This window comes from Cyanobium sp. Candia 9D4, assembly GCF_024346155.1.
GTDB lineage: Bacteria > Cyanobacteriota > Cyanobacteriia > PCC-6307 > Cyanobiaceae > Cyanobium > Cyanobium minutissimum.
Genome location: NZ_JAGQCK010000004.1, coordinates 50,600 through 74,513, shown reverse-complemented (window position 1 = coordinate 74,513; position 23,914 = coordinate 50,600). Strand labels below are relative to the sequence as shown.

General features: G+C 68.3%; 27 protein-coding genes. 10 read left to right on the top strand and 17 right to left on the bottom strand.

Features of this window, described 5'->3' with window-relative positions:
• Positions 1–4 precede the first annotated feature (4 nt).
• On the top strand, positions 5–172 hold the full coding sequence (locus KBZ08_RS10565) for a hypothetical protein (RefSeq protein WP_254972847.1): 168 nt from the start codon (positions 5–7) through the stop codon (positions 170–172).
• 28 nt (positions 173–200) lie between these two features.
• On the top strand, positions 201–401 hold the full coding sequence (locus KBZ08_RS10560; RefSeq protein WP_254972845.1) for a hypothetical protein: 201 nt from the start codon (positions 201–203) through the stop codon (positions 399–401).
• A 163-nt stretch (positions 402–564) separates the two neighbouring features.
• Here KBZ08_RS10560 and KBZ08_RS10555 read toward each other — a convergent pair whose 3' ends face one another.
• From KBZ08_RS10555 to KBZ08_RS10535, 5 genes are all read right to left on the bottom strand, one after another.
• Positions 565–1,137: a hypothetical protein gene (locus tag KBZ08_RS10555; protein WP_254972844.1), complete on the bottom strand. Its 573-nt coding sequence runs from the start codon at positions 1,135–1,137 to the stop codon at positions 565–567.
• A gap of 185 nt (positions 1,138–1,322) precedes the next feature.
• A complete protein-coding gene (locus KBZ08_RS10550) occupies positions 1,323–1,805 on the bottom strand; it encodes a hypothetical protein (RefSeq protein ID WP_254972842.1) in 483 nt (160 codons plus the stop codon).
• A gap of 1,253 nt (positions 1,806–3,058) precedes the next feature.
• On the bottom strand, positions 3,059–3,652 hold the full coding sequence (locus KBZ08_RS10545) for a hypothetical protein (protein ID WP_254972840.1): 594 nt from the start codon (positions 3,650–3,652) through the stop codon (positions 3,059–3,061).
• A gap of 863 nt (positions 3,653–4,515) precedes the next feature.
• Positions 4,516–5,157 carry a homing endonuclease associated repeat-containing protein gene (locus tag KBZ08_RS10540; RefSeq protein WP_254972838.1) on the bottom strand — a complete coding sequence of 214 codons (642 nt, stop codon included), beginning with the start codon at positions 5,155–5,157 and terminating at the stop codon, positions 4,516–4,518.
• A 223-nt stretch (positions 5,158–5,380) separates the two neighbouring features.
• Positions 5,381–5,731, bottom strand: a complete 351-nt coding sequence (locus KBZ08_RS10535; RefSeq protein ID WP_254972836.1) for a hypothetical protein — start codon at positions 5,729–5,731, stop codon at positions 5,381–5,383.
• A gap of 786 nt (positions 5,732–6,517) precedes the next feature.
• On the opposite strand from KBZ08_RS10535, the gene KBZ08_RS10530 reads away from it, so the two are divergent.
• Genes KBZ08_RS10530 through bioA form a run of 6 tightly spaced genes read left to right on the top strand, consistent with a single transcriptional unit; the run spans position 6,518 to position 11,251 of the window.
• A complete protein-coding gene (locus KBZ08_RS10530; protein ID WP_396122413.1) occupies positions 6,518–7,696 on the top strand; it encodes an aminotransferase class I/II-fold pyridoxal phosphate-dependent enzyme in 1,179 nt (392 codons plus the stop codon).
• Complete coding sequence (locus KBZ08_RS10525; protein WP_254972835.1) at positions 7,680–8,426, top strand: alpha/beta fold hydrolase; 747 nt, start codon at positions 7,680–7,682, stop codon at positions 8,424–8,426. Before KBZ08_RS10530 ends, KBZ08_RS10525 begins: the two co-directional genes overlap by 17 nt.
• Positions 8,423–9,196 (top strand): methyltransferase domain-containing protein, encoded by a 774-nt coding sequence (locus KBZ08_RS10520; protein ID WP_254972834.1) that lies wholly within the window; start codon positions 8,423–8,425, stop codon positions 9,194–9,196. Before KBZ08_RS10525 ends, KBZ08_RS10520 begins: the two co-directional genes overlap by 4 nt.
• On the top strand, positions 9,193–9,816 hold the full coding sequence (bioD, locus tag KBZ08_RS10515) for a dethiobiotin synthase (RefSeq protein ID WP_254972833.1): 624 nt from the start codon (positions 9,193–9,195) through the stop codon (positions 9,814–9,816). Before KBZ08_RS10520 ends, bioD begins: the two co-directional genes overlap by 4 nt.
• Positions 9,813–9,968 (top strand): hypothetical protein, encoded by a 156-nt coding sequence (locus KBZ08_RS10510; RefSeq protein WP_181280039.1) that lies wholly within the window; start codon positions 9,813–9,815, stop codon positions 9,966–9,968. The genes bioD and KBZ08_RS10510 overlap by 4 nt, the downstream gene beginning before the upstream one ends.
• Before the next feature lie 8 nt (positions 9,969–9,976).
• A complete protein-coding gene (bioA, locus tag KBZ08_RS10505; RefSeq protein ID WP_254972831.1) occupies positions 9,977–11,251 on the top strand; it encodes an adenosylmethionine--8-amino-7-oxononanoate transaminase in 1,275 nt (424 codons plus the stop codon).
• Between the two features lie 15 nt (positions 11,252–11,266).
• Here the strand turns inward: bioA and KBZ08_RS10500 are convergent, their stop codons facing one another.
• Together KBZ08_RS10500 and KBZ08_RS10495 are read right to left on the bottom strand one after the other, a co-directional pair.
• Entirely contained in the window at positions 11,267–11,533 is a 267-nt protein-coding gene (locus tag KBZ08_RS10500) for a DUF3143 domain-containing protein (RefSeq protein WP_254972829.1), read from the bottom strand.
• A 23-nt stretch (positions 11,534–11,556) separates the two neighbouring features.
• On the bottom strand, positions 11,557–12,096 hold the full coding sequence (locus KBZ08_RS10495; protein WP_254972827.1) for a J domain-containing protein: 540 nt from the start codon (positions 12,094–12,096) through the stop codon (positions 11,557–11,559).
• Positions 12,097–12,167: 71 nt separating this feature from the next.
• On the opposite strand from KBZ08_RS10495, the gene KBZ08_RS10490 reads away from it, so the two are divergent.
• Positions 12,168–12,953 (top strand): 16S rRNA (guanine(527)-N(7))-methyltransferase RsmG, encoded by a 786-nt coding sequence (locus KBZ08_RS10490; protein ID WP_254972826.1) that lies wholly within the window; start codon positions 12,168–12,170, stop codon positions 12,951–12,953.
• Here KBZ08_RS10490 and KBZ08_RS10485 read toward each other — a convergent pair.
• The 6 genes from KBZ08_RS10485 to KBZ08_RS10460 all read right to left on the bottom strand — a co-directional run bounded on the left by KBZ08_RS10485 (position 12,950) and on the right by KBZ08_RS10460 (position 16,335).
• Complete coding sequence (locus KBZ08_RS10485; RefSeq protein WP_254972990.1) at positions 12,950–14,137, bottom strand: aldo/keto reductase; 1,188 nt, start codon at positions 14,135–14,137, stop codon at positions 12,950–12,952. The genes KBZ08_RS10490 and KBZ08_RS10485 overlap by 4 nt on opposite strands.
• A gap of 38 nt (positions 14,138–14,175) precedes the next feature.
• On the bottom strand, positions 14,176–14,598 hold the full coding sequence (locus tag KBZ08_RS10480; RefSeq protein WP_106220279.1) for a ferredoxin: 423 nt from the start codon (positions 14,596–14,598) through the stop codon (positions 14,176–14,178).
• A gap of 4 nt (positions 14,599–14,602) precedes the next feature.
• Complete coding sequence (locus KBZ08_RS10475) at positions 14,603–14,995, bottom strand: DUF1257 domain-containing protein (protein ID WP_106220278.1); 393 nt, start codon at positions 14,993–14,995, stop codon at positions 14,603–14,605.
• A gap of 28 nt (positions 14,996–15,023) precedes the next feature.
• Positions 15,024–15,239 carry a DUF2997 domain-containing protein gene (locus tag KBZ08_RS10470; RefSeq protein ID WP_254972824.1) on the bottom strand — a complete coding sequence of 72 codons (216 nt, stop codon included), beginning with the start codon at positions 15,237–15,239 and terminating at the stop codon, positions 15,024–15,026.
• A gap of 85 nt (positions 15,240–15,324) precedes the next feature.
• A complete protein-coding gene (locus tag KBZ08_RS10465) occupies positions 15,325–16,125 on the bottom strand; it encodes a HEAT repeat domain-containing protein (RefSeq protein ID WP_254972823.1) in 801 nt (266 codons plus the stop codon).
• 84 nt (positions 16,126–16,209) lie between these two features.
• Positions 16,210–16,335, bottom strand: a complete 126-nt coding sequence (locus KBZ08_RS10460; protein WP_015110553.1) for a hypothetical protein — start codon at positions 16,333–16,335, stop codon at positions 16,210–16,212.
• Positions 16,336–16,413: 78 nt separating this feature from the next.
• On the opposite strand from KBZ08_RS10460, the gene KBZ08_RS10455 reads away from it, so the two are divergent.
• Entirely contained in the window at positions 16,414–17,694 is a 1,281-nt protein-coding gene (locus tag KBZ08_RS10455) for an AmpG family muropeptide MFS transporter (RefSeq protein WP_254972821.1), read from the top strand.
• Here the strand turns inward: KBZ08_RS10455 and KBZ08_RS10450 are convergent.
• From KBZ08_RS10450 to KBZ08_RS10435, 4 genes are read right to left on the bottom strand one after another with little or no spacing between them, the layout of a single operon-like run.
• Positions 17,667–18,521, bottom strand: a complete 855-nt coding sequence (locus KBZ08_RS10450; protein WP_254972819.1) for an alpha/beta hydrolase — start codon at positions 18,519–18,521, stop codon at positions 17,667–17,669. The genes KBZ08_RS10455 and KBZ08_RS10450 overlap by 28 nt on opposite strands.
• A gap of 5 nt (positions 18,522–18,526) precedes the next feature.
• Positions 18,527–19,585 (bottom strand): 23S rRNA (adenine(2503)-C(2))-methyltransferase RlmN, encoded by a 1,059-nt coding sequence (rlmN, locus tag KBZ08_RS10445; RefSeq protein ID WP_254972817.1) that lies wholly within the window; start codon positions 19,583–19,585, stop codon positions 18,527–18,529.
• Positions 19,585–19,773 carry a chlorophyll a/b-binding protein gene (locus KBZ08_RS10440; RefSeq protein ID WP_254972815.1) on the bottom strand — a complete coding sequence of 63 codons (189 nt, stop codon included), beginning with the start codon at positions 19,771–19,773 and terminating at the stop codon, positions 19,585–19,587. The genes rlmN and KBZ08_RS10440 overlap by 1 nt, the downstream gene beginning before the upstream one ends.
• Complete coding sequence (locus KBZ08_RS10435) at positions 19,766–23,875, bottom strand: DNA-directed RNA polymerase subunit beta' (RefSeq protein WP_254972813.1); 4,110 nt, start codon at positions 23,873–23,875, stop codon at positions 19,766–19,768. The genes KBZ08_RS10440 and KBZ08_RS10435 overlap by 8 nt, the downstream gene beginning before the upstream one ends.
• Between the last annotated feature and the right edge of the window lie 39 nt (positions 23,876–23,914).

Here is a 23,914-nt window from a genome sequence, read left to right as displayed (position 1 = left end):
CCTGATGGGGGCGATCACGCTGAAAGGCCCCGAGACGGTGGGCTGGGTGCGGAGCCGCGACGCCGCAGGCGGACGTTCGCGCGAGCTGCGGCCGCGCTCCGAAATCGACGTTCTCAGCGGGCAGGTGAATCAGGTCACGCCGGTGGCGCCACAACCGGTGGTGGAGGGGTGATCGCTCCACCGAAGCCCTGGCCCTTGGGGTGGGGGCGGAACAGCTCTGGCTGCGCCCGCCGCTTTGGGACGGGCGGATCGACCTGCCCGAGCCGGACGGCGCAGAGCTACTGCTGGTGATCGCGGAGTATGAGGAGTACGCCGTCGATGGTCCAGCCCCGCGCCACAGCATGACCAGCACCAAAACCGGCCGCAAGCTTGTGGTTGTGGAGCATGTGTCTATCGCTTGAAGGCACACCTGAGCTGTTTTGATCGGGCAGTGGCCTGGTGAAGTTGCTGGGTTTATTGACAGAATGAACGCTGCCCCTGAGTGGCAGGCAAAGAGTATGCGGTGGCACTACACAGAGACGGAGGATGCCAGTCCACTGCATCGGCTTGTTAAGCAGCGGACGCTCAACTGCGTATCAGTTCACAGATGATCTTCGCTCCAAGCGACTTGCATCGAGGTTCAAGAGCGATGATCTCAGACTTTTTGCAGTTGTGAACTACCAAAAACAACGGGATGGCATGTGGGTTGTGGCTTTGCGGTTTATCTGAGGAGATCTCTACTATAGATCTCCCCAGATTTACTGCAACGGCCATGCGCTCAAGGGACTGGTATGACATGAAATGGTGGCCTCTCGCGTCTCGGGAAAGGCTCTTGACACTGTAGTGCGAACCAAGTCCCACCTTTCCAGCATGAGCCAGATCGGATTCAACTTCAATGAAGGCAACAGGCTTGCCACCGGAACACACGGCAAGGTCAATCGCACGAGATTTCGCTGGTGCGGGGTTGCCTAGGTTATCAAGCCATGCGTCACCTGCGACCGGGTATTCGCGAAGGACCTGCCAACCGCGGTTCCGAAGACGCTCGTCAAGTTTGGCATGTATGTGTCTCCCCTGTTTCGCGCCCATTTCCTTCAGAAACTCGGCGAGCGTAGAGCGGATTTCGATCTCAATCTCTTTGACATCGGGAGTAGTGGACATAGAATGTGACTGCAGGTTGGAGTAGGGAACGGAAACATAGCCTAACGCTCATGATCAACGGCGGCCGTAGCCCATTGGTCTTGCGATCAACAAGCATCACCCAGCCCGCTGATTTTTGATGTTAGAGTGCAGTTTATCAGTATAGAGAGATCGAAAGATTAAAGGCAAAGAGAGCCATGCCAAAATCAGTTTGCTCTCTGAATCGATTGGTTCTTCATCGCCAAGCCTCTTGCAGCCTTCTTGCTTGAAACGACGAACTTTCCTGCAAGGGCATCTTTCGCAAGGTCGTCGATAAACATCTTGCTGCGATATATCGCATCCAGGGTTCCTATGTAGACAAGGTGGGTACCACTTAGCGAAGGATCAGACCGATCCGGTGGAACCAGCATCTTGCTTCGGACTATAGATGTAATCGTATAGCGACGTATGTTAAAGCAGATTCTCTCTATCTTAGCCGTAATTGCTCCCGGCTTGGCGGTACAGACATCCTCAAAAGGTAGGTCAACGCCAGTTTCTGGGTCACAGGTGGTCAGCACAAGGCATCTGTCGGTAGGCACAACATCTCCTCCTCCTTGCCTGCCCTGCTGATCACCAGGAGTCGCATCATAGATGGCGTCTTCTCGACCAAAGGTGATTTTGTGTGGGAGATTTTGGGAGTTGTTAAACAACCAGAGTGGCATAAGGGGTCTAAGGTGTTGGGGTAAAGGATATCAGAATTTGAGAATAGCGCATAGCGCATATGCCTGCTGCAGGCAGGTCTTTTCATTTTTAGAGTTTTCAGTTGACGCTCCAACGCTCAAGATCAGCGGCGGGCAGCAGCCCACTGAGCTCATCAAGCATTTATGAGACCCCTTCCGCTGGATCTTGATGTTGGACTGCCGTGGGATTCCAACTTCCGTTTGGCCTTTGGCTACCCAATTAAGATTAATGTGGGAGTCTGCCCTTATCAAATAGATGCTCGACAACACGGTAGTACTCGGCGGCTACTTCGGAATACTCGCGCGGCCTCGTAGGTCCGCCAACCCTCTCGAACAGTTCCATTTCCAAGTCCGTGCGTCGGAGGGCCAACTCTATCGCTTTAGACAGAATTATTTCCCTACGGCGAGCACGACGTTCAAGCATTTGACCGATCAGCACACTTATCGACGAGACGACGGCTCCAACCGCTGCGGACGTAACAACTGTAACGACGATGTTGATAGTATTTGCGTTCTGCACTGCAGTGCCAAGCATGTTCAGCAAGTATTGTACTTATGGCGCGGCCCAACCGAATGGCAACTGATAGAGAGCGCGCTTTCAGCAGGAATGCCGCGAGGTGGAGTATTCGTTTCTAGGGTCGGTACAACGTGCCCCTGAGTGGTATGCAGAAAGTTATCGCCTTCGTAGCAGACTCGACCGAGGCCTGATCACTCTAGGGGCTTGATCGAAGGTGTCACATCTCAACAAGCAGTGTGTGCGAACCTTCGCCTCGCCAGTAGAGCTCAGACAACCACTGCTTCACTTCCCACACTGGTGCTCAGTTTCAGGTTCATAGTCGAGAAGACTCTGAGGAAGGTGTAATGGATCGGGAAATGCTCTCCTGGCACTTCCTGGCGATGTTTCTCACTGGAAATGTCTGAGATCGGGCCGCATTGGACATTCTTTACGACTAGGCGATGTAGCCCCGAGCTATCTAGTCTCAACCTTCATTTACCGTTGGTGACAACAGGCCGGACGTCACCAGGATTGCCAGAGCATGAAACCTCTGATTCTGGCTTGAACAATTGGTCAAGGCATCTGAACACGATGTACCTCATACCAGTGGGCGAAAAGCTCTGTCTGGTTGACTTCAACCGTGTTTCACCTGTCGCTGCCCGACTACGGAGACGTGACGCTGCCTTGCTGGCTCCCAGCAAACAAGACACATCCTTCGAACCGCGCTTTAGCTGGTAGGTGCTGCATTCGGCATTCCATCCCCGTCAGCGATGCTCGCAAGGGTCCTTACCTCCTCACGAAACGTCGTGGCAACCTCGGCAACAATGTACTGCAGTCTCTCCAAACTTGAGCTCCCAACGTCCCACTGCCGGTCGGCGAAACTGTAGATGCCAGAGGCGTCAATATGGCCTGTGGACCAAACTTCCATCGCGCCGGTCACCTCGCCATGCATGACCACGCCTCCCCCCTCCATCCGTGAAGCGTCTAGAACGACTGGCCGAGAGCGCTTGCCACGCGACCCAGGCATTCGCTCATCGTAGTGTTCAAAGTCGTCACGCCCACTTCGATAGTGCTCAAGAATTTCAAGGTGCTTTCGCCTGACGATTGCTGTCTGACGGATCATTTGCGGTTTGCAAATGACATTGATCATGTCGAGCACCGTATCCCACACGATGAAGTACATGTGGACATCAGGGAACACCGGACAGGGAGGTGCGCCATCGGGCATGGATGTGCGGTACAGCTCAAGGGTGTGAGCCACGCGATTGTACTGTAATACTGCGAACTGTGAATAGCGCTGCAGACGCGGAAATGCGACCAAGGCATGCGAGAGTCCGGGTTCTATGTCCATCGCGCGGAGGATGTAGAACGCATCCGGCCAAGCCACCTCTGAGCCCGGCGTACCTGCGCCAGCTTCATTGCTACTCGGATTCATGTCGATTCATCAAATCAGATCCTGCTAATTCCCAGGTTATAATGCCGAGTACCGCACCAGATGCTATCTCGCTCGCCGGCAGTCCGGGAACTCGGCCTGGATAGACGCGCCCCTGAGCAGCAAGATGTAATCGCCTTCTGAGCAGATTCGGCGTCGGCCTATCGGCTCTAGGGGCCTGTTCGAAGATTTCGCTTCTCAGCAGGCATCGTCTGCAGACCTTCGCCTCACCATCAGACCTCAGACAACCACTGCTACACTTCTTGAAATTGCGCTCAGGTTCAGGTTCATAGCCATGAAGACCTTGAGGTTTGTGCAATGACTCAGGTAATGCTGTCGAGCAACTTCTTGGTAATAGCCCTTCCTGGAGAGGCCTGGGACCTGGCCGCATCGGTCATCCCTCGCGTCCAGGCGATGACGCCCAAGACTATCTCACCTCATGCTTCGTTTCCGTTAGATTCAACAAACTTGAAGTCACCAGAATTGCCAGAGATTGAGGTCTTTGATACTGGCATAAACCATGGATTGAGGCATCTGACTGTGACGACCCTCATTCCAGTGGCATAATAGCTCTGCCTGGCGGCCTTCTACCATGCTTCACCTGTACCTGCCTGGCGACAGAGACGCAAAGCTGCCTTGCTGGTTCCCCTCAAGGACGACACATCCTTCGAACGCTGCCCCTGAGTGGCAGGCAGGAAGAGTGGGGTGGCGGAGCTAAAAGGTGGTGGTGGCCTGTCCACTCGAGGGGCTTGTTAGCCTTCACCTTCGCCATAAGCACCCTTTCCAAGATTGCACTTGCTGCAGAGAGTCTGGAGATTCGCCAAGGTCGTTTCACCGCCCTTGCTCCAAGGCGTGACATGGTCAACGTGAAGTTCGACGCCGGCCTTCGTCGCTGGACTCGCGCCGCACGAGCAGCACGCGAATCGGTCCCGCTGAAGAACCTGGAATCGAAGACGATGCGATGGGTCGCGGGATGTGCGGCGAGCACCCTTCGACGGCAGAGAGAAATCGGTCGTCTGTAAGTCTCCAGAGTCGTTGGCGTTTCCATATGAAACGAAGCTTTCAAGTGCAGCATTCCATGTCTGAAACCGCCTCAAGTACGGTGATTGCGATATTCGTGATGGTTGGAGTGCGAGCTCACGTCGCCGTGGTTGGCGGCCGTAGTGTTGCCAGAGCGTGAGGATGTTCTCGTAGAGATCCTCGTCTCCTATATCGAGCACGTTGGAGATGCTCAACCCAGCGGCCTTTAATGCCTCATTCCATGAACCAAAGCGGCGCGTAGCCGTCGAATCGTCATATAGCCCGACGAGACGGTACTCTTTTTGGGCGACCGTTGTTTTCCCGAGGTTGGACGCTACGCGACGTAGGTCTTCCAGAAGCTCGGCGTCGGACACCGGCTGACCGGAAACTCGCGACAGTTCGAAAGCCTTCTCCTGCATTCTCGTATCAGACCCTTGCCAGGCTAACGTTCGAGTTAACCGGCCCGCGGAGGCAAGCGCCGTAAGCCTGGTACGCGATGATGCACCATGTGCCGCAGACCAGGCTTGCGGTGCTTGCCGTAGCGGGTCCGGTTGAACGAGGGGTTAGGCAGCTCCGCGCTGCAACTGCAAGGCATGGCTAGGTCTCCCACGTAACTTCCGCGGCGAGATACTCACCGATTACCATTCGGATGCTGATGATTCCAGCTTGATCCGATGCGAGGTAACGGTACCTCTGCTGCTGAACTTCAATCCAGTCATTCAAGATGATCTGCTGACGGGTTTCTTCACCAGACGGAGAAACCATCTTTATCTCTGCCACTTTGAGGCGCTGCATTCCACGCGAACCAATCTCCCCGATGAGTGTCACTACTTCTGGCGCATCAAACTCTTCTCGCTGCTCTTGATTGAGGAGGTGAAGCGGCTGCCACCAGACGGATGCGGGTTGGTGACGACACTCCTGGGCAAGCTCGTACGCGGCGTGTCCCATGGCGAGCTTTGCCAGTACACGCTCAACGCGCGCAGCCTCGGGACTGAACGAGGTACCAGACTGAGTTGCGGTCCTAGCTGCTTCAATCCGGCTTCGTAGTGCGGGTGAACGTTCCAGAATCTTGGCGACACTGGTTCGTCGTACCTTGCTGGGGTCAGCAGCGCCAGCGATCACTGCCTCAATCAAGCAGGCTAGGTACTCCTCGTCTTTGGAGAAGCCGTTATTGCATGGGTAGCACGCGCCAATGACGGAAAGGTTCTCTGGGTAGGGCGCGTCAAGGAAGACTTTCGAGGGAACGTGTTCTCGCGTGCCTTCTCCGCCCCCGCAGTAGATGCAGCCAAGCAGGAGCCTAGCGTCGGCAAGATTCTGAATTTGATCCACTGCGACGATCTGAGTCGATGTGTGTCTGAGCTGCCTAACTCGTCATTAGACGGTTCCGGTAACCACGCCCGAGTCGCGCGTCCTTTCCGTGAACCACAGGTGCACCCCGAACATCAGTACGAGCAAAACACAATCAGCCCATAAGGTATCCACCCCAGACATGAAGTGATCGCCCCTGGTTCTCGGACACGGGAACCACCTGTATCCCGGGCTACACCCGTGCGGTGCACGTCTTCATCTCCCGGTCAAGCTCTGCCAAGGGTTCAGAGACGGCCAGACCGCACCTCCACCCACCCCCCATCCCAGACTGCCCCCTGTCATTGGTATCGGGCCGCCCTGATCCCTCCTCCCCCCACCACGGAGAGCGGCGACCCCACCGCCCCCCAGCCCCCCTGGCGCCAGCAGCTGCGCGACGCCCTCTCGGCCCTGCCCGCCGTCCGCAGCCGCGCCCTGCGCACCCTTGAACCCACCGCCGCCACGGCCAGCCTGCAGCCCTCACCCGCCGGCGACGCGCTCCCCCTGCTGGATCTGGCCAGCAACGACTACCTCGGCCTCAGCCGCCATCCCGCCGTGCTCGCGGCCGCCGCGGCCGAACTGGCCGCCAGTGGCCTGGGTGCCGGCGCCTCCCGCCTGGTCACCGGCACCCGGCCCATCCACCAGCAGCTGGAGGCGGCCCTGGGCGTCTGGCTCGGCCGCGAGCGGGTGCTGCTCTTTCCCAGCGGCTTCCAGGCCAACCTCGCCGCCGTATCGGCCCTGGCGGATCGCCACACCCTGGTGCTGGCCGATCGGCTCATCCACCACTCCCTGCTGGTGGGCGTGCGCGCCAGCGGAGCCCGCCTGCAGCGCTTCGCCCACAACGACACCTCAGACCTGGAACGCCGCCTGCTGGCCGCCCGGCGCGAGCGGCCCGATGGCCGGCTGCTCGTGCTCTGCGAAAGCCTCTACAGCATGGAGGGCACCAGCGCGCCCGTCGCCGCCCTGGCGGCCCTCTGCCTCCGTCACGACGCGCCCCTGCTGGTGGATGAGGCCCATGCCCTCGGCGTGCTCGGCCCCGGCGGCCGCGGCCTCGCCCATGGCATCGGCTCCGTGGCGATCCTGAGCGGCACCTTCGGCAAGGCCTTCGGCAGCGGCGGCGCCTTCCTCGCCGCCGACGCCCTGGTGGGCGACTGGCTGCTGCAGAGCAGCGGCGCCTTCCGCTACACCACCGCCCTCGCCCCCCCTCTGGCGGCCGGCGCCCTGGCGGCCCTGCGCCACCTGGAGGCCGCACCGTCCACGGGGCTGGGCCTGGCGGAGCGGGCGGCCCGCTGGCGCGACGCCATCGAAGCCGCGGGCTGGCCCCGGCCCCCCGGCGAGGGGCCGATCCTGGCGCTGCTCCTCGGCACCGACGCCGAGGCCCTCGCGGCCCAGCGTCGGCTGGAGGCGGCCGGCCTGCTCACCGTGGCGATCCGGCCGCCCACCGTGCCGGAAGGCACCGCCAGGCTGCGGCTGGTGCTGCGCCAGGATCTCCCCACCGGCTCCCTCGAGCGGCTGCTGGCCGCGCTCGGGCCCGGCCCCCTCGCCCCCCGCCATGCCCTCGCCCCCTGAGGCCGCCCCGGCTCCATCCCTGCAGGTGATCGCCATGCACGGCTGGGCCGGCGACGGCCTGGGCTGGGACCTGCTGCGCCAGGCCCTCGCCGCGACGGACTGGCACTGGCAGTGCGGCGAACGGGGTTACGGCGGCCGCACGCCCGAGCGTCCCCAGTGGGCCCCCGGCGGCCGGCGGCTGCTGATCGGCCATTCGATGGGGCCCCACCTGCTGCCCCCCTCGCTGCTGGCCCAGGCCGAGGCTGTGGTAATGCTGGCCAGCTTCGCCCGCTTCCTGCCCCCGGGCCGCGAAGGCCGCCGGCTGCGGACCGCCCTCGCCGGCATGGCGGCCCAGCTCGCCGAAGGGCCAGACGAGTCCGACACGGCCCGCCGCGCCCAGCGGATGCTGCAGGCCTTCCTGGAGAAGGCGGCCTCCCCTGATCCGCCCGAGCTCCTGCCCCACGGCCCCGCCAGCCAGCCGGTGGGGCCCGAGGGCCGGCGGCGGCTGCGCGACGACCTGGAGCGTCTGGCGGCCTGCGTCGATCTGCCGCCCGGCTTCCCAACGGACGTGCCGGTGCTGATCGTGGAGGGCGGCGCCGATCGGATCGTGGGGCCCGAGGCGCGCGCCCTGCTGCGCGAACGCCTGCCCCACGCCGAGGTGCTCAGCTTCGAGGGGGCGGGCCACTGCCTGCTGCAGGCGCCCCTGCCGGCGGAGCTGCGCCGCTGGATCACCGGCGCCCTCGGCCCATGACCGCCTTCCCCCTGCAGGTGGTCGGGGCCTTCGGCCGCCACGCCGCCGACTACGAGGGCCAGGCCGGCCTGCAGCGGGGCATCGCCTGGCGGCTCGCCCGCCTCTGCCGCGACCTGCCGGCCCCACCGCCCGAGGCCCCCCGGGCCGATCTGGGCGCCGGCAGCGGCCTGCTCAGCCGCGCCCTCCTGCACCACTGCCCCGGCCTCGCCAGCCGTCCCCTGCTGCAGCTCGATCTCTGCCCCGAGTTGCTCGCCCGCAATCCCCTGGCCACCGCCGGCCCGGCGCCGCTGGTCTGGGACCTCAACGGCGGCCTGCCCGCCGCCCTGGAGCCGGCGGGGCTGCTGGTGTCGAGCTTCGCGCTGCAGTGGCTGGAGGCGCCGGCCCGGGAACTGGAGCGCTGGGGGCGCGCCCTGGCCCCGGGCGGCTGGCTGGCGCTGGCGGTGCCCGTGCGCGGCAGCTTTCCCCAGTGGCGCCAGGCCGCCGCCGCCGCCGGGGTGCCCTGCACGGCCCTGGAGCTGCCCGACGCCGACGCGCTGATCGGCGCCCTGGCCAGCGCCGGCCTGGCCACCACCCTCCAGCAACGCCTGCGCTTCAGCCGCCCGGCCGGCAGCGGCCTGGCCACCCTGCGGCGTCTTCGCGATCTGGGCGCGGGCAGCAGCCGCACCGCGACGCTGAGCCCCGCCCAGCTGCGCCGCCTGCTGCGCCACTGGCCCTGCGGTGGGGCAATGTCGTGGGACGTTCTGCTGCTGGTGGGCCGGAGGATCGCATGAGGCTGGTGGTCTGCGGCACCGACACCGACGTGGGCAAGACGGTGGTGAGCGCCCTGCTGGTGCAGGGGCTGGGGGCGCATTACTGGAAACCGGTGCAGAGCGGGATGGAGGGGGGCGGCGACACCGGCCGGGTCCAGCAGCTGCTGGGGCTGCCCCCGGAACGGGTGTGGCCGGAGGCCTACCGCCTCACCGCCCCCGTCTCCCCCCACTGGGCGGCCGAGCGGGACGGGATCAGCATCGATCCGACCCGGCTGGCCCTGCCGGCCTGGGATGGCCCCTTGGTGGTGGAGACGGCGGGGGGGCTGTTGGTGCCCCTGCGGCGCAACTGGCTGCAGATCGAGCAGGTCGCCGTCTGGGGTCTGCCGGTGCTGCTGGTGGCCCGCAGCGGCCTGGGCACCCTCAACCACACCCTGCTCTCCCTTGAGGCCCTGGAGCGGCGCTCGATCCCCGTGCTCGGGCTGGTGCTCAACGGCGACCCCCACCCCGACAATCCCCGCACCCTGGAAGCCCTCGGCGGCGTGCCGGTGCTGGCGGAGCTGCCGCCCCTCGATCCCCTCGACCGGGAAGGCCTGCAGCGGCAATGGCAGCGCAGTGGCCTGGCCCGTAGCCTGCAGCCATGAGCCGCAAGCATCTGCTCGTGACAGCTGCCGTGGCCGCGCTCTGTGCGGGCATCCTGGTGCTGTTCACCGACATCGAGACCAGCGTCACCCGCTGGGTGAACTGCGGGCCGATCGCCACCGAGGGCGAACGCCGTTCGGAGGTCTGCCGCTGAGCCCCACCGTGACCGGACCCGGCTGGCATCCCCACCTCTGGCACCCCTTCACCCAGGTGGCCACCGCCGACCCGCCCCTGCGGGTGGTGCGCGGCGAAGGCGCCCTGCTCGAACTGGAGGACGGCCGCCGGCTGATCGATGCCATCAGCAGCTGGTGGGTGACCCTGCACGGCCACGCCGAGCCCGCCATCGCCGAGGCCCTGGCCCGCCAGGCCCGCACCCTCGAGCAGGTGGGCTTCTCCGATTTCCGCCACCCGGCCGCCGAGCAGCTGGCCGAGGGCCTGGCCGCCTGCAGCGGGCTGGAGCGGCTGTTCTTCTCCGACAACGGCTCCACGGCGGTGGAGGTGGCCCTCAAGATCGCCTGGCAGTGGTGGCGCAACCGGGGCGAACCCCGCCGGCAGCTGATCGCCTTCGATGGGGCCTATCACGGCGACACCTTCGGCGCCATGGCGGTGGGGGAACGGTCCCTGTTCTCGGAGGCGTTCGAGCCGCTGCTGTTCGCCGTGGCCCGGGCCCCCTGGCCCGCCACCTGGTGGGGCGACGACGGGGTGGAGGCGCGGGAGGCGGCGGCCCTGGAGCGGCTGGAGCAGCTGCTGGAAACGCCCACCGCGGCGGTGATCCTCGAACCCTTGCTGCAGGGGGCCGGCGGCATGGCCCTGGTGCGGGAGGAGTTCCTGCGCCAGGTGGAGGCGCTGGTGCGCGCCAGCGGCGCCCTCCTGATCGCCGACGAAGTCATGACCGGCTTCGGCCGCAGCGGCCACCTGTTCGCCTGCCAGCGGGCCGGCATTCACCCGGACCTGATGGCCCTCTCCAAGGGGCTCACGGGCGGCTTCCTGCCCATGGGCGTCACCCTGGCCCGCGAGGCCATCTTCGAGGGCTTCATCGGCACCACCCCCGGGCTGACCCTCTTCCACGGCCACAGCTTCACCGCCAACCCCCTCGGTTGCGCCGCCGCCCTGGCCAGCCTTGCGATGCTTCAGGAGCGGCCGGAGCGCCACCAGGGCTTCGAGGCGCGCCACCGTCCCCACCTGGAGGCCCTGGCACGCCACCCCCTGGTGCGGCGGCCCCGGCTGCTGGGCAGCGTCGCCGCCTTCGAGGTGGCCACCGACGCCCCCGGCTACCTCAATCCCGTCGGCCAGCGGCTGCAGCGGCTGGCCCTGGCCCGGGGGGTGTTCCTGCGGCCCCTGGGGCAGGTGGCCTACCTGCTGCCGCCGCTGTGCATCGACGACAACCAGCTGGCCCGGTGCTACGCGGTTATTGGGGAAGCCCTCTCGAGCCTCTGAGCCGGCGCTCAGCGCTCAGGGTCCCGCCAGGATCGCCGCCTCCACGTCGGCCCGCGACAGTCCGTAGGGGAACTGGCGCGCCGTGGTGCGGCCCTCCTGGTGCCAGCTCACCCGCAGCTCCTCCACCTCCATCTCGATCCGGGCGCTCCACTCAGGGCGATGCAGGTCCCAGTGGGCCACGTTGCTGCGCGACTGGCTGGCGCCGAGCTGGCGCAGCCAGTCCTCCAGGGCGGGCAGGGGGTGGTTGTAGAGGGGTGTGGGGGCGGGGGGCAGGGTCGCCATCGGATCGGCTGGGGAAGGAAGGGTCAGGCGGCGGGCGGCTGGGGGAGCGGGGGCGCCTCGGACGCCGGAGCCAGCGGGGCCGGGGGCACTGGCTCCAGGGGGGCCGGGGGCGCCGACTCCGCCTCCAGCTCCGACCACCAGCTGGGCCAGGCCATCAGTTCGGCGCCCCGCGCCCAGGCCACCCCGAGTCCCAGCACCAGGCTGAGCACCAGGGCCACGGCCAGCAGCAGCAGGGCGAACCACTCGCCGCCGGACAGGGCCCGGCGCACCGGCACAGCCCGGACGACGGGCGCCGCGGGCGGCCGCAGCGGCACCGGGGGGGCCGGCTGGGCCAGGGCGGCGTCGTAGAGCCGTCGGGAAGCCGGGTCGCTCAGCACGGCATAGGCCTGACGCAGCTGCCGGAAGGCCACTTCGGCCTCGCCCGCCGGCAGGGCGGTGGTGTCCGGGTGGTAGCGCTTGCTGAGGCCCCGGAACGCCTGGCGCAGCTCCTGATCGGTGGCGTTGGGCTGCAGCTGCAGCACCTGGTAGTGGGTGGGGGTGGAGGGCTTGGCTGTGGAGGACATGGTCCCTGCGGCGGCGATGGCAGCCTGCCCGGCGTGAGGGATCCTAGGGAGAAGCACCACTGCCGTAGCGGATGGCCGCCAGCCCCGAACCCAGCGCCCCTGCCGATGCCGGCCTCTGGCAGGCGCTCGGCTGGACCCCTACCGACGACCAGCTGGCGGCGCTGGTGGCCCTGCAGGAGCAGCTGCGGCTGTGGAACGGCCGGGTCAACCTCACCCGGCTGGTGGAGGGCGACGATTTCTGGATCGCCCAGGTGTTCGACAGCCTCTGGCCCTGGGTGCCCCTGCTCACGGCCCCGGGCGGCGTTCCGGACGGCCTGGAGCTCATCGACGTGGGGACCGGCGGCGGTTTCCCCGGGCTGGCCCTGGCGATCGCCCTGCCCACGGCCCGCATCACCCTGGTGGATTCGGTGGGCCGCAAGCTGGAGGCGGTGCGGGCCATGGCCCGCAGCCTGGGGCTGGACGAAGGCAGGCTGCGGCTGCGCTGCGAACGGGTCGAGCGCACCGGGCGCGCCCGGGACTGCCGGGGACGCTTCGATCGCGCCATGGCCCGCGCCGTGGCCAGCGCGCCGGTGGTGGCCGAGTACCTGGTGCCCCTGCTGAAGCCCGACGGCCTGGCCCTCCTCTACCGGGGCCAGTGGGGCGCCGACGACCAGCGGGATCTGGAGGCGGCCGTCGGCGTGCTGCGGGCGTCGGTGGATCCGGTGCAGCGCCGCGACCTGCCGGCGGGCCGGGGTGTGCGCCACGGCCTCTGGCTGCGGCCGGCCGGCCCCTGTCCGGCCGCCTACCCCCGGGCCGTGGGCGTGCCCCAGAAAACACCGATCGCGCCGGGGGCCCAGGCCAGCGCCCCAGGCGCCTAGGCCACCTGCAGCCGCTTGACGGCCTCGCCCCCCAGCCGCTGCCGCAGACGCCGCAGCAGGTCGGGGATCTCGGCGGCCCAGGGGCTGGCCTGCAGCACCGCCAGCAGCTCGGCCTCGCTGACGCTGCCATCGAGGGCGTCGGCGTTCTCGCCCGGAAACCAGTGGCTGCCCTGGCCCAGCAGGCCGTAGCGGGCGCGGCCGTAGGCCTCCAGATCCCAGGCCTCCAGCAGGTTGTGCAGCCAGAGCAGCACCGGCAGGTTGATCCGGCCGGGGGTGTCCTCCCAGGCCGGCAGACCCCGGTCCCAGCTGGCCAGCCAGTCGTCGCCGAGGGCCCGGCGGCGGGCCTGCTCGAGGCGCTCCAGGATCGGCGGCAGCAGCTCCCCGGCCCTGGGCAGCAGCGCCACCGCCTCCAGGTGCAGATCCAGATCCTGGGGCGAGGCGGCCCCGACGCTGATGGTGTGGATGCCGGGGGCCGACAGGCAGAACAGGTCGTTGAAGACGATCGGATGCAGGGGCGCGCAGAGCTCGCACAGGCGCTGGGAGGGGCTGTGCAGGTGGCCCCCCTTGTCGGTGGGGCTGATCACGAACACCCCCATGTCATGGGCGGTGGCGGCCTCGATCGCCGCCCGGTTGTCCTGGCGGATGAAGTACCAGTGCAGGTTGATGTAGTCGAACTGGTCGCTGGCGATCGCCTCCAGGATCAGGGGCAGCGGCGCATGGGTGGAGAAGCCCACGTGGCCGATCCGGCCCGCCTCCTGCCAGCGGCGGGCCACTGCCAGGCAGCCGCCGGGCCGCAGGGTCTGATCGAGCAGCTCCGGGGTGTTGAGGCCGTGGATGGCCAGCAGGTCGACCCGGCCCCCACCCCCGCCCGGGCCCCCCTCGCCGTCCAGGCCCAGCCGCTCGAAGCTGGTGCGCAGGTCGGCCTCGAAGGCCGCCGGATCTTCGGCCGGGGGCACCTTGGTCTGGAGGATCCGCCGGGGATCCGGCAGCCGTGGCAGCAGCCAGCCCAGCTGCCGTTCCGAGGTGCCGTAGTGGCGGGCGGTCTCGATGTGGTGCAGCCCCGCCGCCCTGGCGGCCCGCAGGGTGGCCTCGAGATTGGCCTGGCTGCCGGCCTCCACCGCCTCAGGCGGCAGGTCGCTCCAGCTCTGCTGGAAGCGCATCCCCCCCAGGGAGAGCACCGGCATGGCCAGTCCCGTGCGGCCGAAACGCCGGCTGGGGATGGTCACGGCGACGGCGGGACGGCGCGGGGCAGGGTGCGGCGACGGCGCCCGTGGGAGGGGAGCCCCAGGGGCTGGATCTCCTGCTCGTCGAGCTGGGCCCTCAGGGCCGGCAGCTGCTCGTAGGGCACCCAGTGGATGCAGTCCACCGGACAGGTGTCAATCGCCTCCTGGATCCGCTCGGTGCTGTCACCGTCCTGGCGCAGGGCCCGGGAGCGGCCCCAGTCGGGTTCCACCACGAAGGTATTGCCGGCCACGTGAGCGCAGTAGCGGCAGCCGATGCAGACGGCCTCATCGACCCATACGGCCTGCTGGCGCAGGGCCCCGCCCAGGACGGGCTCCCGACCCGTCGCCGCCGACTCCGGAGCCACCGCGGTGCGGAAGGCGAGGGCGGGGTCGAGGCCGGTGGCGGGACCCGTCACGCTCACGGAATCAGGCGTCCCAGCGGGTCACCACCAGTTCGATGCTGCCGTCCAGGTGGCTGGTCTGCTCGCTCACCTGGAAGCCCTCCTCGGCCGTGCTGGCCAGGATGGAGCGCAGGGCATAGCGCTGGGTGAGCTTGGCCAGGAAGCGCTCCACCGGGATGGGCTGCTTCCAGAGCTCCAGGTCGGTGACGAGCTCGTAGCTGCCGCTGTCGGGGTTGAAGCGGAAGCCGATGTCGACGCCGTCGGCCTGGGGGATGGCGAGATCGGCGGTCACCGTCTGGCCGCGGTAGCCGCGCACCTGGCAGGAGCCCTCGGCCGGGGGGTGGCCCAGGTCGCGGAGGGCGTCCACCAGGGCCTGGCGATCGCGCAGCTCGGTCTTGACGGTGCTGAAGTGCGACATGGGACGGAAGGGGAGGGGGAGCGGGGGCTCAGGGCCCGTGGTGCTGGACGACCACCAGGGGGTCCTGGAGAACGAGGGGGGGCGTCTGGAACGCTTCCGAGGTGCTGCGTCGTTGCTGCACGCTGCCCAGTCGGGCCTCGATCCGCTCCGTGAGCCGGGAGCACCCCTCGCCCTGCACGCCCTCCACGAGTTCCTCCACGCGCCCGTCGGGGCGAATGCGGAAGCGGATGGTGCGTTCGGCCATCCCGGATGGGCTGCACAGGTGAGACCGGGATCTTAACCGCGATTTCCGGAGCTCGCGGCCGTCGCACGGCCCTGGTTGATGCCCTTCAGCTGATCAGTCCCTCGTCCACCAGGGTCTGCAGCCGTTCCAGCACGTCCGGCTGCTCCAGCTGCTCGAGGGCCATCCGGGCTTCGTCCCGCACGGTGGGATCGCCGTCGTGGAGCATCGTGTGCAGCAGGGACTCCACCACGTCCCGCTGGCGCGGCTCCACCAGGTCGGTGTAGAGGCGCCCCAGCGACCAGGCGCAGTTGCTGCGCACCGCCGGCTCGCTGTCGATGCGGAGGCTCAGCAGCAGCTGGGCGGCGGCGGGGTCGGCCTTGGCCACACCGGTGGCGCCCGCATCGGCCAGGGAACTGGCCGCCCACAGCCGCACCGCGGCGATGTCGAGCTCCAGGGCCCGGATCAGCGGGTTGAGCACCGGGGCCTCGGGATAGTTGCCGAGGCTCCAGGCCACCGCCTTGCGCACATAGCCGTTGTCGTCGGCCGCCAGCAGGCCCAGCAGGGGCTCCACCGCCAGGGGGTGGGGGTTGCGGCCGAGGGCGTAGACGGCGCTCATCCGCACGATCGGGCAGCCGGCCTTCAGCAGCGGCAGCAGCAGGGGGATGGCGCGGGGGTCGCGGTGCTCACAGAAGATGCGCAGGCCCTGCAGGCGCTCCTCCCGTCCCCCCTTGAGCAGCTCGATGCCGAGGTCGCACTCGGCGGCCACGTCGGAGCTGGAGGGGGCGACGCTGTCGATCTCATCGAGGGGATCGCCCAGGAGCTCCTGCGCCAGTTCCCGGGCCAGCACCTCCGGATCGAGGGCCAGCGCGTGGGTGGTTTCGGGAAAGGGCAGGCCGTCGTCCGGCATGGAGCCATCCAGGTGAGGGCATCGTAAAAGCCGGTTGGCCGCCCGATCCGCCCAGCGGCCCCGGATCAGCCCAGCGGCACTGGATCAGCCCAGCGGGGCAGGGGCGGCCATGTCGCCGGGCAGCCAGATCCGGGCACTGACGGCGAACAGGGCCAGGGCGAACAGCAGCACGATGGCCACCGGCAGCAGCGTGGAGCGCAGGAAGGACATGGGGGGAACGGGACGGCGGGGCTGGCTGCATTGTGGTCCGACCAGCCGCCCCTAGGGTTCGGCGATCCGCGAGCGGCCATGGCCAGCCCTGCCTCCAGCAGTGTCCGCCCCTGGCGTCGCCTCCTGGCGGTGGCCGCCGAGGGGGTCGCCAGCGGCACCCCCTACATGGTGGGCACCAAGCTGCTGCAGGGCTGGCTCACCGCCAGCCAGATCCCTCTCGGCCTGATCGGCCTGCTCGGCCTGGCGGAGCTGCCCTACACCCTGAAGATGGTCTGGGCGCCAGCCCTCGACCGCTGGCCCCTGCCCTGGCCGGACCGCCGCCGCGGCTGGCTGCTGGTGCTGCAGCTCACCCTGGTGGCGGTGATCGGCGCCATGGCCCTGCTGCGGCCCTCCACCGATCCGGCCAGCCTCACCGCGATCGGGGTGATGGCGGTGCTGCTGGCGGTGGTCAGCGCCACCCAGGACATCGCCGTGGATGCCTACCGCACCGACCTGCTGCCCGATCTGGAGCGGGGTGCCGGGGCGGCCGCCTCCAACCTGGGCTACCGCACGGCGATGCTGGCCGTGGGGGCCGGCGGCTTCATCCTGGCCGGCCGCTTCGACTGGCCCCTGGCCTTCCTGTTCTCGGCCCTGCTGATGCTCGTGGTGGTGCCCTTCACCCTCACGGCGCCGCGGCTGGAGCCCCTGGCCGTGCCGGTGAGCAGCCTGCGCCAGGCGCTGCTGGGGCCGGCGCGGGAGTTCCTGCACCGCAGCGGCGGCCCACGGGCCGTGGCCCTGCTCACCCTGGTGCTGCTCTACCGCTGGCCCGACGGGCTGCTGGGGCTGATGGCGGTACCGTTCCTGATCCAGAAGGGCTTCAGCCCGGAGGTGGTGGGGTCGGTGCTGGCGGGCTGGGGCATCGGCGCCACCATCGTCGGCACGGTGCTCGGGGGCCTGCTGTTCGGCCGGCTGGGCATGAACCGCTCCCTGTGGCTGTTCGCCCTGGTGGGGGCGGCGGGCAACCTGGCCTACTGGGGCCTGGCCCGCTTCGACGGCGGCATGCCGGCTCTGCTGACGGCGGTGGCCCTGGAGAACATCGGCGGCGGCATGGTGGGCGCCGCCTTCGTGGCGCTGCTGATGAGCCTCTGCAACCCCCGCTTCTCCGCCACCCAGTACGCCCTGCTCTCGGGCGTCTATGCCCTGAGCCGCTCCCTGCTGGCCGCCCCGGCCGGGCTGGTGGCCGAACGGCTGGGCTGGCCGGGCTTCTTCCTGGCCACCACCGCCGCGGCCCTGCCGGCCTTCCTGCTGATGCTGCGGCTCACCCCCTGGAACGGCCAGGGGGTCCGCGGCGCCTACGAGGCGGGGCGCGACGGCGGCTGAGGGCTTTCCCCCGGGGCCTCCCCGGAGGGATCGGGCCCAAGGAACCCCTGCAGCAGCGGCAGGTAGCGGGGGGAGCCCTCCACCGCGTTGTGCCCCTCCACCGGCAGCACCACCAGGGACGCCACCCCGGGCCGGAAGCTGGCCAGCAGGGCGTCGGTGTTGGCGCGGGGGATCACTTCGTCCCGTTCGGCGGCGATCAGCAGGGTGGGCGCCCCGATCCGGGGAGCCGTCGCGGCGGAGCGGTACTTGTCCTGCAGCAGCAGCCCCACCGGCACCAGGGGATAGTGGCGGGCCGCCACCGCCTCGATGCTGTCGAACGGCGTCACCAGCACCAGCCGGTCGACGGGCCGATGGGCCGCCAGGTGCACCGCCACGGCGCTGCCCAGGCTGCGGCCGACCACGGCGATCTGCCCGTGGTCGGCCCGCACCCGGTCGAAGAGGGCGAGGGCATCGGCGAACAGGGCCCGCTCCGAGGGCTGGCCGCTGCTGCCGCCGTAGCCCCGGTAGTGCAGCAGGTACAGGGCGTGGTCCGGGAACGCCGCCTCCAGCCGGGGCAGCTGCCACGCCACGTCCTCGGCATTGCCGCCGAAGTACAGCAGCGCCTTCGGGCCGGGGCGTTGGCGGACCGTCACCAGCACCCGGCCCCCCGGCGGGCCGCCTGTGATCGGCAGGGCCAGCAGCTCGCCGGGCGCATCGGCGGCGCGGGGCTGGGGGACATAGAGCAGGGAGCGCTGGCGCAGGAACAGCAGGCCGCACAGGGCTCCGTAGGCCAGGGCGCCGGCCAGGACGAACGTCAGGGCCGGGACAGCACGCGGCGGGATCGACATGGCGATCACCCCGCCGGGGCGTCCATCAGCCGGCGGCGCAGCTGGCCGCAGGCGGCGTCCTGGTCGAGGCCGCGGCTGGCCCGCACGCTCACGGCGATGTGGCGCCGCTGCAGCTGGCTGCGGAAGGCCTCCACCGCCTCCGGGGCGGGGCGCCGGAAGTCCTCCTCGGCGATCGGGTTGTAGGCGATCAGGTTGACGTGGCTCTGGAAGCCCCGCAGCAGGCGGGCCAGGGCATCGGCCTGGCGGGGGTGGTCGTTGACGCCCCCCAGCAGGATGTATTCGAAGCTCACCCGCCGGCCGGTGATCGCCACGTAGTGGCGGCAGTCGTCCAGCAGGGCCTCCAGGGGGTAGGCGTGGGCGGTGGGGATCAGCTCCTCCCGCAGGCGCTGGTCGGGGGCATGGAGGCTCACGGCCAGGGTGAACTGGGCCCGGCCGAGCCGCTCGAGGGCCCGTTCGGCCAGGGTGGGCAGGGTGCGGGGCACCCCCACCGTGCTGACGGTGATCTGGCGCTGGGCCATGCCCAGGTCGGTGCAGAGGCAGGCGATGGCCTCCAGCACCGCGTCGGTGTTCAGCAGGGGTTCGCCCATGCCCATGAACACCACATGGCTGGGCCGGCGGTCCATGGCCTCGCGGATGCTGAGCACCTGGTCGACGATCTCGTGAACCGCCAGGGAGCGCTGCAGCCCCCCCTTGCCGGTGGCGCAGAAACGGCAGGCCATGGGGCAGCCCACCTGGCTGCTGACGCAGACCGTGAGCCGGTCGCCGCTGGGGATGCCGACGGTCTCGAGGCTGAGGCCATCGGCGGTGGCCAGCAGCAGCTTGGTGGTGCCGTCCCGGGCGTCGCTGCGGTGCAGCAGGGCCGAGCGACCGATGCCGGCGCCGGCCGCCGCCAGCCCCTCGCGCCAGGCCTTGGGCAGCACCGTGATCGCCTCAAGGCTGCGGGCCCCGCGGCTGTAGATCCAGTCGTGCAGCTGCCGACCCCGGAAGGCCGGCTGGCCCTGGTCTCCGGCCCAGGCCTCCAGGGCCGCCTGGCCCATCCCCAGCAGCGGGGCAGGCCCGGCCATCAGGGCCAGATCAGCAGGCCGTGGCCCAGCTTCCACTCCACCGCCAGCAGGGCGATGAAACCGAGCATGGCCACCCGGCCGTTGAGGCGCTCGGTGTGGGTGTGGAAGCCGAAGCGCGGCAGCCGCCGCACCGGAATGGGGGTGGGCCTGGAGGGGGCCGCAGGGGTGGCGACGGCGGGATCAGTCATCGCTGAGCAGCCCCTCCTCCTGCAGGCCCTCCAGGGCCGCCGGATCGGCGATCAGCTCCTCCTCCAGGCCCTCCTCGGCGGTGGGACGGGCGAAGGCGGCGAAGCCGCTGGCGGCCGCCTCGATGCCGTGGCGGCTGCGGGTGGCCTCCAGATCCTCCTCGGAGGGGTCATCCAGCACGGCGGCGGTGGCCGCCGGGGCCGGCATCTCGACGGTGTAGTCGGGACGCAGGTTCTGGTTGCGGCGGTAGCCGGCGGCCTCCTCCTCGAGGATGTCGGGGTGGGGTCCGGCCTCGGCGCGCAGCTCCTCCTCGAAGCCCCCGAAACCGGTGCCGGCGGGGATCAGGCGGCCGATGATCACGTTCTCCTTGAGGCCCCGCAGCCAGTCGCTCTTGCCCTCGATGGCCGCTTCGGTCAGCACCCGGGTGGTCTCCTGGAAGGAGGCCGCCGAGATGAAGGAGTCGGTGTTCAGCGAGGCCTTGGTGATGCCCAGCAGCACGGGGGTGAACTCGGCGGGAGCGCCGCCGGTGACGCCCATGGCGGAATTCACCTGCTCCACCTGACGCAGCTCGATCAGCTCACCGGGCAGCAGCGTGGTGTCGCCGGCGTCCTCGATGCGGACCTTGCTGGTCATCTGGCGCACGATCACCTCGATGTGCTTGTCGCTGATCGAGACCCCCTGCGATTTGTAGACGTTCTGCACCTCCGTCACCATGCGGAACTGCAGCTTGGAGATCGCCTCCTGGGCCGCCTCCATGGTGGGCTTGCGGCTGCGCAGGTCCTCGAAGAAGCAGTCGAGCAGCTCGTGGGGGTTGATGGGCCCGTCGGTGAGCATCTCGCCGGCGCTCACCTGCTGGCCATCGGAGACCATCACGTTGCGGCCCAGCAGGATCGGGTACTCGGTGATGACGTCGTCGGACTCGATCACCGACACGGTGATCGAGTCGTCGTCCTCGCCCTGCTTGATCTGCACGGTGCCGCTCTTGCGGCAGAGCACCGCCGATTCCCGCGGGCGGCGGGCCTCCAGCAGTTCCTCGATCCGGGGCAGACCCTGGACGATGTCGCCGGTCTTCTGGCGCTCGAACACCAGCAGGGCCAGGCCGTCACCGCGCTGGACCAGTTCCCCGTCACGGACGTGGAGCACCGAATCGGGCGACACCATGTAGGGACGGCCGAGGCGGATGGTGAGGGTCTTGCCGTCGATGGCCTCCACCTGCCCGCAGCAGGGGGAGATCACCCCGTCGGCGAGCACATCGCCATCGACGATGCGATCGCCCACCGACACCGTCGGGACGGCCGCACCGAGATCCAGGCTGCGGGTGTCGTCGGCCCGCTCGACGATCAGGCGGCGGATCGGTTCGCCGGGAACGGGATCGGGCAGCTGGACCACCCCATCCTCCTTGCAGAGGATCTGGGTGGTGGCGACCACGTCGCCCCGCTTGACGGTCATGCCGTCCTCCACCTGCAGCTCGGTGTGGGTGGAGCCGTGGCTGGCGTCGGAGAGGGTGTCGCGGCGGACCAGCAGGGTTTCCAGGATCACCAGCTGCAGGCGCTCGATGGTCTTGGCCCGCTTGTCGGCGACCGCCTCCACATCCACCGTCATCTGGGGGGTGGTGTCGAAGGTTTCCAGGATCAGCTGGGTGCGCAGCAGTTCCACGCCTTCCACCGACTTGATCAGCTCGCCGTCCTTGAAGGTGAGGCGCTGGGTGGCCTTCAGGCCGAGGGACGGACCGCCGGTCTGCTTGACCGTGGACAGCTCGGGCAGGTGGGCGGCATCGGGGATGGCGTACTCCTCGACGGGCCGCAGCAGCAGGGCGCCGCCCTCGGGGGTGTCGACCTTCTCGACGAACTTCATCGCCTCGGCCTTGAGGCCGGGGGCGATCTCCTCGCCGGGGTTGACCATCTTGCCGTCCTCGCCGTAGCGGGCCAGCACCTTGGCGTCGGAGACCAGGTGCAGCTCACCGGAGCGCACGATGATCTCCCGCAGGATGTCGTTCTTCTGGGTGACGGTGACGATGCCCGCGGTCTGGCTGAAGATGTCCTTCACCACCTCGGTGCCGGCCTCGATCCACTGGCCGTCCTCGATCATCAGCAGGGAGATGTCCTTGTTGATCTCGTGGGTTTCCTGGGGGATCCACAGCAGGGTGCCGCCCTTGCTCACCTCGAAGCCGTGCTTGGCGGAGCGGGCCTTCTTGATCGAAAGGCCGGGGGCGAACTTCACCATGCCGCCGGTCTGGGTGCGGAAGCGGTCGTCGGTGAGTTCGGCGATCACCTCTCCGGCGCCGATCTTGGTGCCGGGCTGGGTCTTGACCAGATAGCGGGTGTTGTCCTTGCCCTCCAGGTGCCAGCTCTCGCCGGTGTGGCTGGATTCACCCACCAGCTTGCAGTCCTTGAGGGTGAGGCTGGCGGTGACGATCTGCACCTCGCGGGAATCGCCGGTGGACTCCCGCAGCCGCACGGCGCCGCCGTACTCGCTCTGCAGGCGGCTCTCGGCCAGCACGTCGCCGGTGGTCACCGGCTTGTCGGTCTCGACGACGGGCAGGGCGTTGGGCGGCAGGTTGTAGACGTCGCCGCTGAACACCCAGAGGCGGCCGAGACGCTGGGCTTTGTGGGTGATGTTGCCCTGGCGGTCGGTGACCTCCCGGGGCTGGATCACGTCCTCGAAGCGCACCTGGCCGGCCAGATCGCAGATGACATCCTTGGTGGCCTTCTCGACGCTCTTCTTCACCGCCGAGCCCGAGGAGATCTGGGCCAGGATGATGTCGTGGGCGACGGGATCGCCATCGGCGACGAACAGGATCGAGCCGTTGGTGATGTCGATCTTCTGCACCTTGCCCTTGCCCGAGGGCTTGAGGGTGAGGGTGAAATCGGTTTCGGCCAGCTTGGCCTCGACGCCATGGGGGGTGCGGTGGTCGCGCACCCGGGCCTTGGGCCCGAATTCCACCACGCCGTCCACCAGGGAGCGCACCACGCCGGTCTCGGCCGTGGACACACCACCGGTGTGGAAGGTGCGCATGGTGAGCTGGGTGCCCGGTTCACCGATCGACTGGGCGGCGATGATGCCCACCGCCTCACCCAGGTCGACCAGTTCGTTGTGGGCCAGGGCCCAGCCGTAGCACTTGCGGCACACCGAACGGGAGGCCTCGCAGGTGAGGGGCGAGCGCACCATCACGGTGGCGATCGCCGCCTTCTCGATGGCGGCCGAGATCGCCGGGTCGATCTCACCGTTGCGGTCGACGATGACGACACCGTCGCTGTCGACGACGGGCTGGGCGGCCAGACGGCCCACCAGCTTGGTGCCGAAGCGGCCCCGCTCATCGGCGTTGATGGGGATGAAGCGGTGGGTGCCGCAGTCCTCCTCCCGCACGATCACGTCCTGGGCCACGTCCACCAGACGGCGGGTGAGGTAGCCGGAGTCGGCGGTGCGCAGGGCGGTGTCCACCAGGCCCTTGCGGGCGCCGTAGGAGGAGATCACATACTCGGTGACCGTGAGGCCCTCACGGAAGTTGGTGCGGATCGGCAGGTCGATGATCTCCCCCTGGGGGTTGGCCATCAGGCCGCGCATGCCCACCAGCTGACGCACCTGGGACATGTTCCCCCGGGCGCCGGAGTTGGCCATCATCCACACCGAGTTGAGTGGATCGTTGTCGTTGAAGTTGCGGCGCACGGCCGCCACCAGCCGCTCGTTGGTCTCGGTCCAGGTGTCGATCACCTTGGTGTGGCGCTCCACCTCGGTGATCTCACCGAGCCGGTAGCGCTCCTCGGTGGCCGTGATCTGCTCCTCGGCCTCCTCCAGCAGGACGGCCTTGTCGCCGGGGATGCGCAGGTCGTCGACCGAGATCGACACCGCCGCCTGGGTGGCGTAGTGGAAGCCCAGATCCTTCAGCTCGTCGGCCATCGCCGCGGTGGCGGCGGTGCCGTGGTGCTTGTAGGCCCAGGACACCAGATTCCGCAGCGCCTTCTTGTCGATGATCCGGTTGCGGAACGGGGGCGCCTGCTTGCTCAGGGCGGAGGCCGCAGCTGCCGCGGCGGCGGTGGCGGCCGCCAGGTCGGCGGCGGCCTTGGCGCTCTTCTTGCTGATCTTCTTGGCGGGGGTGGCGGTCATGGCGGCGCGCGATGGAGAAGGCTGGAGGGAATCGGAAGA

Coding starts and splice junctions, on each gene's coding strand:
- KBZ08_RS10520 (WP_254972834.1), top strand. CDS start 8,423: ATGACCGCCTTCCCCCTGCAGGTGGTCGGGGCCTTCGGCCGCCACGCC.
- rlmN (WP_254972817.1), bottom strand. CDS start 19,585: ATGGCCGGGCCTGCCCCGCTGCTGGGGATGGGCCAGGCGGCCCTGGAG.
- KBZ08_RS10510 (WP_181280039.1), top strand. CDS start 9,813: ATGAGCCGCAAGCATCTGCTCGTGACAGCTGCCGTGGCCGCGCTCTGT.
- KBZ08_RS10465 (WP_254972823.1), bottom strand. CDS start 16,125: ATGCCGGACGACGGCCTGCCCTTTCCCGAAACCACCCACGCGCTGGCC.
- KBZ08_RS10495 (WP_254972827.1), bottom strand. CDS start 12,096: ATGTCCTCCACAGCCAAGCCCTCCACCCCCACCCACTACCAGGTGCTG.
- bioD (WP_254972833.1), top strand. CDS start 9,193: ATGAGGCTGGTGGTCTGCGGCACCGACACCGACGTGGGCAAGACGGTG.
- KBZ08_RS10440 (WP_254972815.1), bottom strand. CDS start 19,773: ATGACTGATCCCGCCGTCGCCACCCCTGCGGCCCCCTCCAGGCCCACC.
- KBZ08_RS10460 (WP_015110553.1), bottom strand. CDS start 16,335: ATGTCCTTCCTGCGCTCCACGCTGCTGCCGGTGGCCATCGTGCTGCTG.
- KBZ08_RS10490 (WP_254972826.1), top strand. CDS start 12,168: ATGGCCGCCAGCCCCGAACCCAGCGCCCCTGCCGATGCCGGCCTCTGG.
- KBZ08_RS10450 (WP_254972819.1), bottom strand. CDS start 18,521: ATGTCGATCCCGCCGCGTGCTGTCCCGGCCCTGACGTTCGTCCTGGCC.
- KBZ08_RS10455 (WP_254972821.1), top strand. CDS start 16,414: ATGGCCAGCCCTGCCTCCAGCAGTGTCCGCCCCTGGCGTCGCCTCCTG.
- KBZ08_RS10470 (WP_254972824.1), bottom strand. CDS start 15,239: ATGGCCGAACGCACCATCCGCTTCCGCATTCGCCCCGACGGGCGCGTG.
- KBZ08_RS10555 (WP_254972844.1), bottom strand. CDS start 1,137: ATGTCCACTACTCCCGATGTCAAAGAGATTGAGATCGAAATCCGCTCT.
- KBZ08_RS10565 (WP_254972847.1), top strand. CDS start 5: ATGGGGGCGATCACGCTGAAAGGCCCCGAGACGGTGGGCTGGGTGCGG.
- KBZ08_RS10500 (WP_254972829.1), bottom strand. CDS start 11,533: ATGGCGACCCTGCCCCCCGCCCCCACACCCCTCTACAACCACCCCCTG.
- KBZ08_RS10525 (WP_254972835.1), top strand. CDS start 7,680: ATGCCCTCGCCCCCTGAGGCCGCCCCGGCTCCATCCCTGCAGGTGATC.
- KBZ08_RS10485 (WP_254972990.1), bottom strand. CDS start 14,137: ATGCCGGTGCTCTCCCTGGGGGGGATGCGCTTCCAGCAGAGCTGGAGC.
- KBZ08_RS10435 (WP_254972813.1), bottom strand. CDS start 23,875: ATGACCGCCACCCCCGCCAAGAAGATCAGCAAGAAGAGCGCCAAGGCC.
- KBZ08_RS10475 (WP_106220278.1), bottom strand. CDS start 14,995: ATGTCGCACTTCAGCACCGTCAAGACCGAGCTGCGCGATCGCCAGGCC.
- KBZ08_RS10535 (WP_254972836.1), bottom strand. CDS start 5,731: ATGGGACACGCCGCGTACGAGCTTGCCCAGGAGTGTCGTCACCAACCC.